Below are 15,160 nucleotides of genomic sequence, written 5' to 3' on the forward strand. Positions count from 1 at the left end.
GCTGGGGTTGCCGGCGGTGCCCGCGACCCCGGCTCCGCCGGCTCCGCCGTTGCCCAGCAGCAGGCCGCCGTCGCCACCGGGAGCCCCGGTCCCGGGAGCGCCGTTGGCGCCGTTGCCGATCAGCGGACGCCCGAACAACACCTGGGTGGGTGTGTTGATCACCCCCAGCAGGTCCTGCAGCGGCGATGCGGCGGCAGCCTCGGCAGCGGCATACGCGCCGGCGCCGGAGGTCAGGTTCCGCACGAACTGGTCGTGAAACGCCGACACCTGCGCACTGAGCGCCTGATATTCCTGCGCGTGCGTCCCGAATACGGCCGCCACCGCCGCTGACACGTCATCGGCTGCAGCGGCCAGGACCGTCGTCGTCGGCAGTGCCGCCACCGCGTTAGCCGCCGCGAGGGCCGACCCGATTCCCGCCAAATCCGTCGCCGCGGCTGTCACCGTCGCCGGTACCGCAAACACAAACGACATCTGAGACCTCCCGCACCGGACAAGCCAATGGTCGCCGCGAAGCATCGAGCACTCGGCAGCAACAAATCCTATCCCCGCTGCACATCGGCTGAAGAGCATTTGCTCAACCGCGTGTCACCGTTGCTGTAGACCGCAGATCATGCGGTCAACGTGCGAATTCCACTAGCTTGACCACCCACCCGACGGCACCGGGCAGCCACTGCCGTCAGCAAACTCCGGCTCGGCCGGGCCGGTGCGCTGCCGCGGGCACGGTTGCGCTACCCTCCGACAGCTATGGCGGGTTTCACGACGGGCAAGCTCATCCTGCTCAACGGCGGATCCAGCGCCGGAAAGACATCGCTCGCCCGAGCTTTTCAGGATCTGGCCGGCGAGTGCTGGGTGCATATCGGCATCGACCTGTTCTGGTTCGCGCTGCCTCCCGAGCAACTCGATCTGGCCCGGGTGCGGCCCGAGTACTACACATGGGACAGCATCGTCGAAGCCGACGGCCTGGAATGGTTCACCGTGCACCCGGGTCCGCTGCTGGACCAGGCCATGTATGCCCGCTACCGAGCCATCAAAGCCCACCTGGACAACGGCATGAACGTCATCGCCGACGACGTGATCTGGAAACGGGAATGGCTGATCGACGCGCTGCGGATCTTCGAGGGCTGCCCGGTGTGGATGGTGGGCGTGCACGTGTCCGACGACGAAGGCGCCCGCCGGGAGGAAGAGCGCGGCGACCGTCACCCCGGCTGGAACCGGGGCAGCGCCCGTGCGGCGCACGCCGATGCCGAATACGACTTCGAGTTGGACACCACTTCCACGCCGGTCACGGTGCTGGCTCGCGAGCTGTATGAGCGGTATACGAACTGCCCGGAGCCCAAGGCCTTCGAACGGCTGCGCACGCGTTTTCTGTACTAGAGGTCGCGAAACTCCAATTTTGGCTGACTGTTCGCTGTACGGTTTTTCGTCTAGCGGACAAAGGAGTGCGCGCAATGAACTTTTCAGTCTTGCCGCCGGAGATCAATTCGTTGCGCATTTTCAGTGGAGTGGGTGCGGCCCCGATGCTGAAAGCGGCGACGGCCTGGGCCGACTTGTCCGACGAACTGGCCTCGGCAGCGCAGTCGTTCGGTTCGGTGACCTCGGGACTCACCGGACAGTCCTGGCAGGGGCCGGCCGCCGCGGCGATGTCGGCCACGGCCGCGCCTTACGCGGCGTGGTTGCAAGCCGCAGCCGGCCGGGCAGCCGGGGCGGCACGCCAGGCCCAGGCGGTCACCGGGGCGTTCGAGACGGCACGGGCAGCCACGGTTCACCCGCTGGCGGTGGCGGCCAACCGAAATGCGTTCGTGCAGTTGGTGTTATCCAATCTGTTCGGCCAGAATGCGCCGGCGATCGCCGCCGCAGAGGGCAGCTATGAACAGATGTGGGCCGCCGATGTGGCCGCGATGGCCGGCTACCACGCCGATGTGTCGGCGGCCGCGGCTCAACTGGCCTCTTGGAACACCGGCATCGGCAACACCGGCGCCTGGAATCTGGGCCTCGGCAACCTCGGCAATCACAACTTCGGCAGCGGCAACTGGGGCGACGCCAACCTCGGCAGCGGCAACGACGGAAACGCGAACCTGGGCAGCGGCAACCTCGGCAACGCGAACCTGGGCAGCGGAAACTGGGGCAATACCAACATCGGCAACGGCAACGCCGGCGTCACCAACTTCGGCAACGGCAACATCGGCAACCTCAACTTCGGCAGCGGCAACGGGCATTCCGACCAATATTCGTTAACGAACGGCAGCGGCAACTTCGGCAGCGGCAACATCGGCGACGGCAACCGTGGCGGCGGAAACATCGGCAGCATCAACCTCGGCAGTGGCAACATCGGCTCGTTCAACCTGGGAAGCGGAAATATCGGCGACTACAACTTCGGCTTCGGCAACCACGGCACCAACAACTTCGGCTTCGGCAACCACGGCACCAACAATGTGGGAATCGGGCTCACCGGCGACAACCAGGTCGGCATCGGCGCATTGAACTCGGGCTCCGGCAATTTCGGATTCGGCAACTCCGGCAACCACAACATCGGCTTCTTCAACTCCGGCGACAACAACGTCGGGTTCTTCAACGCGGGCAACGGAAACTTCGGCTTCGGCAACGCCGGGAGCACCAACACCGGCTTCTGGAACGGCGGCGTCGTGAATACGGGTTTCGGGAACGGCGGCGACTACGACTTCGGTTACGGCAACGCCGGCAGCAACAACGTCGGCGCCGGAAACGCCTTCTTCAACAACGTGGGCTTCGGCAACGCCAGTTCGGGAAACACCGGCATCGGAAACAGCGGCTACTTCCCCGACCTTGCTCCCTACGACACCGGCTACGGGACCAACACCGGCTCCTTCAACTCCGGCTACTTCAACACCGGCATGTTCAATGCGGGCAGCGTCAACACCGGCCTGTTCAACTCCGGCAACTTCAACACCCGCATGGGTAGTTCGGATACCCCTGTGGGCGTGGTGAATTCGGGCTTCGGCACCGTTGGCACGTATGTATCCGGCTTCTACAACACCGGCAGCGACATGTCCGGTTTCCAGAATGTGACGGCCGACACCTACGGGTTCACCTCAGGTGTGCACAACGAGGGCTCGCCCGGCAACGTCGGGTTCTACAACACCGGCTACGCCAACGCCGGCTTCTTCAACAGCGGCACCTACGCGTCGGGCTGGTTCAACTCCGGTGACCACAGCTCGGGCGTGAGCAACTCCGGAGCCGGCAGTTCGGGCGGCTTCAACAAAGGCGACGACCAGTCGGGGTTTTTCAATTAGTCTGTGCGACTTGAGTTTTCGCCCATCGATAGTCGGCCTTGCCGGACGGTGAACGCTGCACCTTGGCGCAGAAGATCACCTCTTTGGGGAGTTTGTAGCGCGCGACGTGCCGCGCGGCCTCGGCGATGATGTCCTCGGCTTCGGCCTGTGCGCCGTCAGCCAACTGGACCAGCGCGACGACTTCCTGACCCCACTGCACACTGGGCCGGCCCGCGACCACCACGTCGTAAACCGCCGGATGCTCGGCAATGGCGGCCTCGACCTCTTCGGCGAAGATCTTCTCCCCGCCGGAGTTGATGGTGACCGAATCCCGCCCCAGCATCTCGATCTCGCCGTCGGCGTCCCAGCGGGCCCGGTCCCCAGGAACCGAATGCCGGATCCCGTCGATCACCGGAAACGTGCGCGCCGTCTTCTCCGGGTCGCCCAGATACCCCAGCGGAATGTTGCCCTGCTGGGCCAGCCAGCCGATCTCCTCGTCGCCGGGCGACAGGATCCGCGTCATGTCCTCGCTGACCACCACGGCCCCGGGGCCGGGGGCGAACCGGCCCGACGCGCTCTGCAGCCGGTTGGAGACCTGGCCCATCTGTGTTCCGGACTCCGACGAGCCGCCGGCGTCCAGGATCGTCACGTGCGGCAGCAGCTCGAGAAACCGCTGCTTGATCGGTGCGCTCAACGCGGCTCCGCCGGTGACCATCACAAACAGGCCGGACAGGTCGTAATCGCCGGACTCGAGCGCGTCGACCAGGGGCCGCCCGAACGCGTCGCCCACGAAGGACATCGATATCACGCGCTCCCGGCTGGCCAGGGCAAGGGTTTCGGCGGCGTCGAAATGCGTAGTGGTCGGCGCCATCACGAACGGCTTTGCGCTGCAAAGGTTTACGAACGCGGCCCACTGAGCGGCTCCGTGCATGAGTGGTGCCGCGGTGAGCGAGCCAGGCCCCTCCGGCCGCGACCGCTCGACGATCTCCTCCAGACTGGTGGCGACCTCGCTGCCCAGAATTCGTCCGCTCATGGTGTTCAGATAGATGTCGTGCTGGCGCCACAGCACCGCTTTGGGCATGCCGGTGGTGCCGCCGGTGTAAAGGATGTAGAGGTCGTCGGGCGAGGGCACCACGCCCTCGCCGTCGAGGGGCTCGTCAGACGTGGCAGCCAGCAGGTCCTCGTAGCGCACCGCCCCGGGCAGCGGGTCGTTTCCGGATCCGTCGTCGACGTGGATCAGCCGCGGCCGGCGCCCAGCCTTTTCTGCAGCTTTTTCTAAAGCCTTTTCTAAAGCCTCGGCCAACGTCGGGGCGAACCGGGCGTGGTACATCAGCGCGTCCGCACCGGCATTGTCGAGCAGGTACACCAGTTCGTCTGCAACGTAGCGATAGTTGACGTTGAAGGGGGCGACGCGGGCTTTGTAGGCCCCCAGCATCGCCTCGAGGAACTCGTTGCAGTTGGCCAGGTACAGGCCCAGATGGCTTTGCCCCGACTCGTATGGCGCCAGTTCGGAACGTTCCCGGTGCGCGCCGAACCCCCACTCGTGCAGCGCGCGAGCGAACCGGCTGGCGCGTTCGTCGGTTTGCGCGAAGGTGAATCGCCGATCCCCGAACACGATGCAGTCCCGGTCGGGATTGGCCGCGGCCACCGCCGTGAATATCTGGGCGAGGTTGAATTCCACTGACCCTCCTGTGCTGTCGTTCCCGACGACAGTATCGGGCCGGTTGTGACGCGCATTCAGCCTGTGTCAGGCATTCTTGTCCCATGAACGTGGAGGCCCTGCTGCATTCGATTCCGCCGCTCGCGGTCTATCTGCTGGTCGGGGGCGTGGTCGGGATCGAGAGCCTGGGCATTCCCCTCCCCGGGGAGATCGTGCTGGTCAGCGCGGCGCTGCTGTCGTCGCATCACGAGCTGGCGGTCAACCCGATCGGCGTCGGAATCGCCGCGGTGATCGGCGCGGTGATCGGCGACTCCATCGGTTACTCGATAGGCCGCCGGTTCGGCATGCCGCTGTTCGACCGGCTCGGCCGGCGCTTCCCCAAGCACTTCGGCCCCGGTCACGTCGCACTCGCCGAGCGAACCTTCAGCCGCTGGGGCGTTCGCGCGGTGTTCTTCGGTCGCTTCATCGCTTTGCTGCGCATCTTCGCCGGACCGCTGGCCGGCGCACTGAAAATGCCCTACCCGCGCTTCTTGGCGGCCAACGTCAGCGGCGGCATCTGCTGGGCCGGCGGCACCACCGCCCTGGTCTATTTCGCCGGGGTGGCCGCCGAGCGGTGGTTGCAGCGGTTCTCCTGGATCGCGCTCGTCGTCGCCCTGGTCTGCGGCCTGGTGGCGGCAATCCTGTTGCGCGAACGTACCTCTCGGGCCATTGCCGAACTCGAAGAGGAGCACTACCGCAAGACCGGTACTCCCGCCGCCTGACTCAGGCGGTCGCCTCGCCCTGCTCTGCCGCGGTTTCCGGGCGGTGCTGCTCGATGAGAACGCGAGCCATCTTCTGGGCCCGGCGGGCGGCTTGGCAGTCTCCCACCGCGGCAAGGATGATGGCGCCCTTCATCAGGATGTGCCAGGACCACGCGAAATCCTCGACGTCCTCGAGTCCGGCGGCTACCGCACGGCCGCGCACGATCTCGCGCACGTGGTCGATATGCGTGACGCAGGCCCGCCCGACGGGATGATCGGCCCCCAACTCCAGCAACACGTTGATGAACGAGCAACCTTCATATCCGTCGCGGCGCTGGAACCACTCGTCCAGGACGTCGAAGATCGCGAGTAGCTGTTCCTCCGGGGTGGTGCCGCGCTGGCGTGACTGCTCTTCGATCAGACCGTGCGTCCAAAGCTCTTCGCGACGATCCAGCACCGCCAGCACCAGGTCGTTCTTGGTCGCAAAGTGGCGGTAGAGCGTCGCCCGGGCCACCCCGGCGCGCTCGACCACCTCGTCGGTGCCCACCGCACGGACGCCTCGGCGGCTGAACAGGCCGTATGCCGCGGTCAAGATTCGTTCGCGAGCCGGCATGGCCGTCACGGAGTCGATGCTAGGCATAGCGAGCCTCACCATACTCTTAAGCCTGCCCTGTAGACAGACCGCCCTGTCTCGTTATACAAATGAGATCTAGATCCGCAATTCGTCTGTCTTCAGACACGCAGGACGGGCATCCATGGGCGGCGCTGTTGCGCCGGCCGTTTAGGAGTGCACGATGAGCCTGGTTATTGCCGAATCCGTGTCCACCCACCTGACTCTCAGCACGCGGCTGGTCTACGAGCTAGGCGACCCGCGCAGCACGCTGCGAGCGACAACAGACCGCGCCGGCGACGCGGTCTTGATCCATGCCGGCGGCGAAATCGACGCCTGCAACGAGGACACCTGGCGCCACCTGGTGAGCGAAGCGGCGGCCGGGGCCACCGCGCCGGGGCCCTTCATCGTGGACGTCACCGGCGTCGACTTCATGGGCTGCTGCGCGTTCGCCGTCCTGGCCGAAGAGGCCGAACGGTGCCGCCGGCGCGGCATCGAACTGCGCCTGGTGAGCCATCAGCAGATCGTCACGCGAGTCATCGACGCGTGCGGATTGAGCGGCGCGCTTTCGGTCTACCCGACCGTGGACTCCGCCCTGGCGGCAGGCACCGTCCGCTGGTGATTTCTGGGAACTAGTTGGGGCTGCCGACGGGCGTCGAGTTCGGCGAGGATCTCGTCGGTGTGCTCCCTGATCGGCCTCGGTCAGGTCAGTTTCAGCAATATCTGAGCAAGACTCAGCAGCCCCGAATTGCCGGTCCCGGTGTTGAGCAAACCAGAGTTGAAGCCGCTCAGCGCGCCGCTCGGGAAGGGGCCCATGGCGGCGGTGATGCCAGTGTTGAAGAAGCCAGAGGAGACCCCGGTGTGCCCCGCCGGGCTGGCCGTGTTGAAGAAGCCCGAAATCCCTTCACCGTTACCGCTTGTCGTGTTTCCAAAGCCCGAGATGCCGCCACCGCTGTTGCCGAACCCTGAATTGTCGACGGCGCCGATACCGACTTCACCAGCATCGGTGGCGACCCCGAATCCGGTGTTGACATTGCCCGCGTTGCCGAAGCCGGTGTTGACGTGGCCGGAGTTGCCAAAGCCGGTGTTCGCCTCGCCCGAGTTCCACAGGCCCGTATTGAGGTTGTTTCCGTTCCATCCGCCGGTATTGATCGAACCCGCGTTCCCCCACCCCGTGTTGAGCAGACCAGAGTTGAAGAAGCCGACATTGCCCGCACCCGAATTGCCGAAGCCGAGGCTGCCAGTACCCGAGTTTCCGAAACCAAAGCTGTTGATATGACCGGGAAACACTGAGTTGACGCCCGAGCTGAAGATGCCGATGTTGCCGCTACCGGAGTTGAAGAAGCCGACGTTGTGATCGCCGGAATTGAACAAGCCGATGTTGCCGTTGTCGAGGTTGAACAGCCCGGCGAGGTTGATGCCCACCTGGCCGTTTCCGACCAGCCCGATTCCGATGTTTCCGTTGCCGCTGTTCCCAAAGCCGAAGTTGCCGACGCCGGTGTTTCCCGCTCCGATGTTGCCCGTTCCGGTATTCCCGCCGCCTATGTTGCCGTTGCCAAGATTCCCGAGGCCGACGTTGTTGCTACCGGTGTTACCCATGCCTACGTTGTGGTTTCCCGGCGCTGGTTGGAAGGCGAACACGTTCGGATTGGACAAGTTGGTCGGGCCGCCGTTCCCAAAGCCGATGTTCCCATTGCCGAAATTGCCGAACCCGAAGTTGTTGTTCCCGTTGTTTCCGCCACCCACGTTGTTGCTGCCGTTGTTTCCACCGCCGACGTTGTGATTGCCCGCCTGTGGGGGTACCAGTTCACTGTTGTCGGTGCCGCTGTTGCCGATGCCGATGTTTCCGGTGCCGGTGTTGCCCTGTCCGATGTTCGCATTGCCCTTGTTGCCGACACCCAGATTGGGCAGGTTCTGCAGGAACTGTTGCAGCTCACCCGGCAACTGCGCCGCCGCGGCCACTACGCCCGCGTGGTAGCCCGACATCGCCGCCACGTCCGCAGCCCACATCCGCTCGTACCGCGCCTCAGCGGCCATGATCGCCGGCGCATTCAGCCCCAGCCAATTCGCACGGACCAACTGTGCGAACGCGGAGCGGTTGGCCGCCACCTCCAGTGGATGGACAGTCGACGCTCTCGCACCCTCGAACGCACTTGCCACCGCGCGCGCTTGTTCGGCGGTGCCCGCCGCGTGCGCGCAGGCTGTACTCAAGAAATCTGCATAGGGGGCAGCGGCGGCCGTCATCGCGGCCGAGGCCGCTCCCAGCCACGACTTGGCGGCCAAGTCGGTCGTAGTCCGCGAGAACAACGATGCCGCGGTCGCCAACTCCGAGGCCAGGCCGTCCCAGGCGGTCGCCGCGTTCAGCAACGGAGCCGAGCCCGCGCCGCTGAAAATCAGCAGAGAGTTTATTTCCGGCGGCAAGGTCAGGAAGTTTGCCACAATTGACCCCCTGTCGGTATCAGCCCGACCCGCAGATTACGCTTGCGGTGGCGCAAATATGTTATTTCGCGAAGACTTCAGCCCCGCGATGATTGATTGCGCGACTGCTTACTAGCCAGAAGCTGGGTTATGCCGCCCCGTGCCGGGCGGCGCCCGACGCCACTTCGCTGGCCGCTACTTCCTGTCCCGCGCCCTGGGGCGGCGGGCCGACCTCGAGCACTGACCGCACCGCGGCGCGCAGGTAATCGCGCAAAATGGGCATGCTGTAGCGCTGACCGCGCAGGGCGATCCATTTCGGAAGATCGACGATGCAGGTCGCGATCAGGTCGACCGCGCCGGTGTCGCTGCGATCCCACAGGCCTTCGGCCAACTGCGCCATGACGTCGGCCAGTTCCCGCTCCGACGCGCGCAGTTGATCGGCGATCTCGCGCGGCATCGGCTGGCTTGCCACCTCTTCGCGCCGCACCGTCATGAGCAGTGCCGACGACCCCGGATACATCTCCGGGTAGAGCAGTGACGTTTCGGCGGCTGCATACACCGCATCCAGCGGGTCACCGGTGGGTTGCTTCTTGACGTCTTCGACCAGGCTGGTCAGCAGGTCCAGGAAACGGCGTTCCGCGCGGATCCACACGCGGCCCAGCAGGCCCCCGCGTGACTCGAACGTTCGGTAGATCGCGCCGTTGGAGACGCCGGTCGCCTTGGTGAGCGCTCGAATCGTCACGGCATCTATGCCGTCCTGCGCCACAAGCTCTTCCGCAGAATCGATGACAAGGTCGGAATCATTCAACCGAGGACTCGACACAGCTAAACCGCTCCTTCATACCCACGCGCGAGGTGGTGCACGTTGATCCCAGTGAAATGCTCCGCGTGCCCGAGGTCGTCTCGGCTTCTCATCTAGGGTTTGTCAACTAGCCTTCTAAACTAGCCATTCTCCCGAAGAGTATCCGGTTCAGACAAGCAAATCGCTGACATGGCTAAAGATTCCCTGGCAGACCAGAGGGTTTTGGCCCCCGGGTAGGGGGTAGCTTGCGGATATGAGCGCGCAGCGCTCGGAGCGTGCAGCTCCGACCGTCGGCGTCGAGGAGGAATTCCTCCTCGTGGACCCACAGACCGGCGCACCGGCGCCGCGCAATGCCGCGGTTGCCGCCGAGGCCGGACACTGCGGCGCCACACTGCAATTGGAGTTGAGCAGTTGCCAGGTGGAAACCACCTCCGGCGTGGCCACCACAAGCGCGCAACTCGGCAAGGAGCTCCTCGAGCTGCGCCGGACTGCGGCCGATGCGGCCGAGGCGTGCGGGGTTCGGCTCTTGGCCCTGGGCCTTCCGCCGGCCACCCCGCATGATTTCCCGGTCACCGACACCCCGCGTTACCAACAGATCGCGGCCCGGTTCGGAATGGTCGCGCATGAACAGGGCATCTGTGGGTGCCATGTGCACGTGCAAGTGCCCGACCGCGCCGCCGCCATCCATGTCAGCAATTGGCTGCGGCCGTGGCTGCCGTCGCTGCTCGGTTTGTCGGCCAATTCGGCGATCTATCGCAACACCGACTCCGGCTATGCGAGCTGGCGCAGCGTCTTATGGCGGCGCTGGCCGGCCGCTGGGGCGCCGCCGTACTTCCCGTCGCTGGACGACTACCGGCGCACGGTGCACATGCTGCTCGACACCGGGGTGATCCTGGATCCCAAGATGATCTATTGGGACGTGCGCCCGTCGGCGAACTTTCCGACGGTGGAGGTCCGGGTTGCCGACGTGCCGGCCACCGTCGCCGAGACGGTCCTGCTGGCTACCCTGATCAGAGCCGCGGTGATGACCGCGCTGCACGAGCGCGCCGAAGGCGAGGAAGCCAAGCGGCTGCCGCCGGGCGCGCTTCGCGCGGCGTACTGGATGTCGGCGCACGACGGGCTATCGGGGCGGACGCTGAACTTGATCGATGGGTGTGCGGCAGTGCAGGCCCGCGAGCAGTTGTGCGCGCTGGTGCGGCGGGTGCATCCGGCGCTCGATGAGCTCGGTGAATACGAACGGGTGGTCTGGGAACTCGAACGCATCGCTGCCGAAGGCAACGGCGCGATGCGTCAGCTGCGAGCGTGGCGGCAACGGGGCGACGTGATGGACGTGATCGACGAAGCTGCCGCTCGGACGGTCAGCGGCTAGCTCAGGTGCGCGGCGCGTCGGGACCACGATCCACCCCGGCGCGCAATTTGACCGAGGCCGAGTAGGCCAGGGTGCGGAACCGAAGCACCGGATCCTCGGATGGCTCGATGCCGTCGGTCACCCGCATCGGGTCGAATACGACGATGTCGTCGCCGTGCTCGCGTTCGGTGTCCAGGCCGGTGATGTCCAGGGTGCCGACGCAAACGGTGTCGTTGCTTTGCCACGGCGCCGACGGGTCGACGGTGGAGTCATTCGATCCGGCGATTTGGACCCGGTAGTCGAACCGCACCGGTCCGACCGCCAGCCGGGCGTTCAGTTCTTCGGTGAGGAAGTCCGGACCCTTGCCCCGGGCGGCAAGCGGCGAAAGATGCTTGGCACCGGCCGACGGAACCAGGTGGTAGCGAACGTATTTGGCGCTGCCGTCGGCGCCGACCCAGCGGAAGGCGTGCAATCCGTGGTATTCGGCGGTGGCGTAGCTCGCCGGCACCCGGCCGGCGGCGCCCAGCACGGGCAGGGCAGCGAGCAGCCGGGGGTGGGTGGCGAGGTAGGAGGCCAGCCGCACCGGTGTGGTCAGGCTGGGCCGCAACGCCCGCAGCAGATCGACGAATCCGTCGGGCGTACTCGAGACGAATAGCCGAGCCGTCTGCGTCGACACGTCGGTGGTCTTGCCGTCGGGCAGGGTGAACTTCACCGCCATTCCGCGCACGCCCGGCGAACCGTCGCGCTGGTCTGGCTTACCCGATCCGTTGGAGAACCGGATCAGCGCGGGGATGTGCGAGCCGTCGAGATGCCTGGCCCGCGAAAGGCCGGCGGCCTGCGGGGTTGCGGTGAAGTTGCCACGGTAAAGGGTGCCTTTGGCGTGCAGCGCCCGATAACCGGGACAGGCTCCCCCGGTGCCCCGGATCGCTTCGATCGCGTCGTCAGGAGAAACCGGCATGCGCGAATAGTAGGGCCTCGGGCCGCGGTTCACACGGTGAGCAGCCGGTACAACCCGATCACGCCGACCACCACGATGGTGGCGCGCAGCGCATTCGGCGAGAGCCGACGGCCGTAGCGCGCTCCGACCAATCCACCGGCCAGCGAGCCCACTGCGATCAGTCCGGCCACCGGCCAGCTGATCCGGCCGAATGCGACCAACGTATAGCCAAGTGCCGCAACGATATTGACCACCAGCGCCAGCAGGTTCTTCGCGGCGTTCATGCGCTGCATCGACTCCGGTAGCAGGGCGCCCATCACGCCGATCAGCAGAATGCCTTGCGCGGCAGTGAAATAGCCGCCGTAGACCGCGACGGCGAAGGTGCCGAGTACCAGCGCGGCCATCCGCGCCGGTGTGATGTGTTCGGCGGAACGGCCGGCCGCCTCGGCGCGCCTGCGCGCCCAGGACTGGATCCGCGGACCGATGACCACCAGAACCAAGGCGAGCACCAGCAGCACCGGCACGATCTCGGCGAAGACCTTTTCGGGCAGATGCAGCAGCAGGAAGGCGCCCAGCGCCGCGCCGGCCAGCGACGCCGGGATCTGCCAGCACAACCGGTCCCACTGACCGCCCAGCTCATTGCGATAGCCCCAGGTGGCCGAAACACCGCCGGCCACCAGACCGACCGCGTTCGACATGGTCGCGGTGACCGGCGGATAGCCCAGGGCGACCAGTGTCGGAAAGGTGATCAGGGTGCCCGAGCCGACGAGCGCATTGATCGCGCCGGCGGCCAACCCGGCCAGGCCGATCAAGATCATGTGGGAAACCGACACTATTGGGAAACCTAGGTTGCCGGCCTAGCCGTAGGGCAAGGTCGCGATCGCTGAGGTTGCCGACGGGTCTTCGAGCACGGCACGCAATTGGTTCTGCAACGTGGCAGTCGACTCCGCCACGGGTTTATCGCAGAAGCGGCAATGCGCTGTGAACTGGCGCTGCTCGTCTTCCTGCGGCCAGAACCGGCGTGGTCCAACCTGGGCTCCGGGATCGTATTGGACCGCCTGATGCGGCACGTCCTTGAGGACCCTGCCCACCGGATGGCCTTGGGGGCATTCGAATTTCAGATAGCCGATGCCTTCGTTGCTCATCGTCCGAACGTATGCCATAACGCCCGGGTCGGCCCGCCGACGCCGGACGCCGGTTCCCTACCCGGTGCCCGGATAGACGTTGGGCAGGCTGGGCAGGCTGGACAGCGACGGCATGGGTCCGCCTTGCTGGAACAGCGCCGTCGCCGCGTCCGGCCCGTTGGTGCTGGCAACCAGGTCGCGTACCTGAACGTAGAGGTCGGTGGTCGCCTGGGTGGCGAGTCGGGTCGCGAGGTCGTAGTTGGTCATGTTGGTGCCGGGGACGGCCTGAGCGCCGCGGATGGTTTGTGGGCCGTCCTTGTTCAGCGTGGTGTGGCACTCCTGGAACCCGGGCGGCGGCCCTGCCGGCGGGCAGCCCTCCAGGGGGAACTGCGAGGAGAGATCGATGTTGAAGTACCCGGTGTGCAGATCGGGCGGAAAAGCCGCCGGGTTGCACGCGGGGAAGATCGGCGGGGCGAGCCGATCCAGCTGCCCTACGGCGATGTTGTCCTCAACCCAATTGGAGTGGGCGTAGAAGTCCTGCTGGGTATGCACAAGGGCTCCGAAAGCCGCGCGGGCCACTGGTCCATTCGCCTCCCCCGTGGGGGTGAGCACCGAGCCACTGAGCACGGCGGGCGAGAAGGTATCCCAGGCTTGCTGGGCCCGGTTGCAAATATCGACCGGGGTAATCGAGTTGTCGAGATGGCGGAATTCGTCGGTGGCAAACGCGTCACTTCCCATTGCACCCGCTCCCGGCGGCGGACCTATCAGTATCTGGTTGACGGCAAGCTGGCTGACCTGGTCTGCCGGCAGCGCCGCACGCGTGATCGTTTCATGGTTCATGACGTAGAACGCCTGGGCTCTGGGAGCGAACAGGACAACGGCCGAGACAAAAGCGATGCTCGTCACGATCACGACGAAGACGCCCAGCGTGCGCCGGCGGGAAAGTGTCATGACACCCCCAAATCAGTAGGGACGAAGTTGCGCGCTTTCTTAGACGCTTCTCCAAGAACGTCGTGAAAGCAATAAGTCGCAGCGAAATGGTCAACCGCGGCATCAGCGCAGTCAACACCTGAGTAATTCGTGTCGCCGGCCGACGCTTTCGGCTGACGCAACGAATTAGTCGAAACAATCTGCTAGACGTGTTACTCGCCGGCTGATGAAACTGAACTGACCGGCAGCAGCGGCGCTCCTCGATCGGCTAGGAAAACAGTTGTCATTCGTCAACGTGGTGCCTGAACTGGTCATGGCCGCCGCGGCCGATCTGGCACGCATCGAATCCGCGCTAGCTGCAGCGAATTCGGCGGCAGCAGGACCGACGGCGGGCTTACTGGCAGCCGGCGCCGATGAGGTCTCAGCGGCGGTGGCGGCCTTGTTCAGCGCGCACGCGCAGGCATATCAGACGCTCAGCACCCAGGCGGCGGCATTTCACCGAAAGCTTGTGAACGCCCTCGACACCGGTGCGGCGTCGTATGCCCACGCCGAAGTCATCAATGTTCAGCAAAGTCTGCTCACCGCGATAAGCGCGCCCACCGAAGCGCTAATGGGCCGCCCGCTGATCGGCAACGGCACCCCAGGAGCGCCGGGCACCGGTGCCGACGGCGGGCCGGGCGGGATCTTGTACGGCAACGGCGGCGGCGGTGGATCCGGGGGGCCATTGCACCCCGGCGGCGGAAATGGCGGGGCCGCTGGACTATTCGGCAACGGCGGCGCCGGCGGCGCCGGCTACAGCGTGACGGCCGGAACCGCCGGCGCGGGGGGCAGTGGCGGTGCCGGTGGCCTGCTGGCCGGCCGCGGCGGGGCCGGCGGCCTGGGCGGCAACAGCAGCACCGGCCTTGCCGGGGCCGGCGGAATCGGCGGCAACGCCCCCGGGCTGTTCGGGGACGGCGGCGCCGGCGGCATCGGCGGACTGGGCCAGAGCGCCGGCCTCGGCGCGGCCGGCGGCGACGGCGGCCACGGTGCACTGCTGCTGGGTGACGGCGGGGCCGGCGGCCCCGGCGGGGTAAACGCCGGCGCCGGGGGTATCGGCGGGACCGGCGGCCACGGTGGCCACGGCGCCCTGCTCATGGGAACCGGCGGGGCCGGCGGTGCAGCCGGCGGCAGCGCGGGCGCCCCCGCCCACGGCGGGGTCGGCGGAATCGGCGGTGCCGCAGGGGTATTCGGCGACGGCGGCGACGGCGGCGCCGGGGCGAGTGGTTTGTTGTCCGGTGGCGCCGGTGGTGCCGGCGGCACCGGCGGCATGCTGGCCGGCAACGGCGGGGCCGGCGGCCACGCCG

15 protein-coding genes are annotated in these 15,160 nt (G+C 66.3%); 6 read left to right on the forward strand and 9 right to left on the reverse strand.

The window, feature by feature from the left end; translation table 11 throughout:
- On the reverse strand, positions 1-471 hold a 471-nt coding region (locus BST12_RS26840), incomplete at its 3' end, for a PE family protein (RefSeq protein WP_139801974.1).
- A 273-nt stretch (positions 472-744) separates the two neighbouring features.
- On the opposite strand from BST12_RS26840, the gene BST12_RS26845 reads away from it, so the two are divergent.
- Positions 745-1,374: a phosphotransferase-like protein gene (locus BST12_RS26845; RefSeq protein WP_083116242.1), complete on the forward strand. Its 630-nt coding sequence runs from the start codon at positions 745-747 to the stop codon at positions 1,372-1,374.
- A gap of 74 nt (positions 1,375-1,448) precedes the next feature.
- Entirely contained in the window at positions 1,449-3,269 is a 1,821-nt protein-coding gene (locus BST12_RS26850; protein ID WP_083116243.1) for a PPE family protein, read from the forward strand.
- Here the strand turns inward: BST12_RS26850 and BST12_RS26855 are convergent.
- Positions 3,262-4,929, reverse strand: a complete 1,668-nt coding sequence (locus BST12_RS26855; protein WP_083116244.1) for an acyl-CoA synthetase — start codon at positions 4,927-4,929, stop codon at positions 3,262-3,264. The genes BST12_RS26850 and BST12_RS26855 overlap by 8 nt on opposite strands.
- A gap of 83 nt (positions 4,930-5,012) precedes the next feature.
- On the opposite strand from BST12_RS26855, the gene BST12_RS26860 reads away from it, so the two are divergent.
- Positions 5,013-5,669 carry a DedA family protein gene (locus tag BST12_RS26860; RefSeq protein ID WP_083116245.1) on the forward strand — a complete coding sequence of 219 codons (657 nt, stop codon included), beginning with the start codon at positions 5,013-5,015 and terminating at the stop codon, positions 5,667-5,669.
- Position 5,670: 1 nt separating this feature from the next.
- Here the strand turns inward: BST12_RS26860 and BST12_RS26865 are convergent, their stop codons facing one another.
- Positions 5,671-6,288 carry a TetR/AcrR family transcriptional regulator gene (locus BST12_RS26865; RefSeq protein ID WP_083116246.1) on the reverse strand — a complete coding sequence of 206 codons (618 nt, stop codon included), beginning with the start codon at positions 6,286-6,288 and terminating at the stop codon, positions 5,671-5,673.
- Between the two features lie 154 nt (positions 6,289-6,442).
- Between BST12_RS26865 and BST12_RS26870 the strand changes: the two genes are divergently transcribed.
- Positions 6,443-6,880 carry an anti-sigma factor antagonist gene (locus BST12_RS26870; protein WP_083116247.1) on the forward strand — a complete coding sequence of 146 codons (438 nt, stop codon included), beginning with the start codon at positions 6,443-6,445 and terminating at the stop codon, positions 6,878-6,880.
- Between the two features lie 80 nt (positions 6,881-6,960).
- Here BST12_RS26870 and BST12_RS26875 read toward each other — a convergent pair whose 3' ends face one another.
- Both BST12_RS26875 and BST12_RS26880 read right to left on the reverse strand, forming a co-directional pair.
- Complete coding sequence (locus tag BST12_RS26875; RefSeq protein WP_083116248.1) at positions 6,961-8,697, reverse strand: PPE family protein; 1,737 nt, start codon at positions 8,695-8,697, stop codon at positions 6,961-6,963.
- Positions 8,698-8,824: 127 nt separating this feature from the next.
- Entirely contained in the window at positions 8,825-9,499 is a 675-nt protein-coding gene (locus BST12_RS26880) for a TetR/AcrR family transcriptional regulator (protein ID WP_083116249.1), read from the reverse strand.
- A 232-nt stretch (positions 9,500-9,731) separates the two neighbouring features.
- Here BST12_RS26880 and BST12_RS26885 point away from each other — a divergent pair, with 232 nt between their 5' ends.
- On the forward strand, positions 9,732-10,847 hold the full coding sequence (locus BST12_RS26885) for a glutamate--cysteine ligase 2 (RefSeq protein WP_083116250.1): 1,116 nt from the start codon (positions 9,732-9,734) through the stop codon (positions 10,845-10,847).
- A gap of 1 nt (position 10,848) precedes the next feature.
- Here BST12_RS26885 and BST12_RS26890 read toward each other — a convergent pair whose 3' ends face one another.
- Genes BST12_RS26890 through BST12_RS26905 form a run of 4 tightly spaced genes read right to left on the reverse strand, consistent with a single transcriptional unit; the run spans position 10,849 to position 13,838 of the window.
- The gene (locus BST12_RS26890; protein ID WP_083116254.1) at positions 10,849-11,784 is read right to left on the reverse strand and encodes a catalase family peroxidase; all 936 of its coding nucleotides are present in this window, start codon (positions 11,782-11,784) and stop codon (positions 10,849-10,851) included.
- 29 nt (positions 11,785-11,813) lie between these two features.
- Positions 11,814-12,596 (reverse strand): sulfite exporter TauE/SafE family protein, encoded by a 783-nt coding sequence (locus tag BST12_RS26895; protein ID WP_083116251.1) that lies wholly within the window; start codon positions 12,594-12,596, stop codon positions 11,814-11,816.
- Positions 12,597-12,620: 24 nt separating this feature from the next.
- Positions 12,621-12,908, reverse strand: coding sequence for a hypothetical protein (locus tag BST12_RS26900; RefSeq protein WP_083116252.1), 288 nt, complete (start codon positions 12,906-12,908; stop codon positions 12,621-12,623).
- A 57-nt stretch (positions 12,909-12,965) separates the two neighbouring features.
- Positions 12,966-13,838, reverse strand: a complete 873-nt coding sequence (locus BST12_RS26905; protein WP_211281372.1) for a hypothetical protein — start codon at positions 13,836-13,838, stop codon at positions 12,966-12,968.
- Positions 13,839-14,097: 259 nt separating this feature from the next.
- On the opposite strand from BST12_RS26905, the gene BST12_RS26910 reads away from it, so the two are divergent.
- The coding region (locus BST12_RS26910; protein ID WP_083116253.1) for a PE family protein at positions 14,098-15,160 on the forward strand (1,063 nt) is incomplete at its 3' end.

The organism is Mycobacterium angelicum, from assembly GCF_002086155.1.
In the GTDB taxonomy this organism is placed as follows: Bacteria; Actinomycetota; Actinomycetes; order Mycobacteriales; family Mycobacteriaceae; genus Mycobacterium; species Mycobacterium angelicum.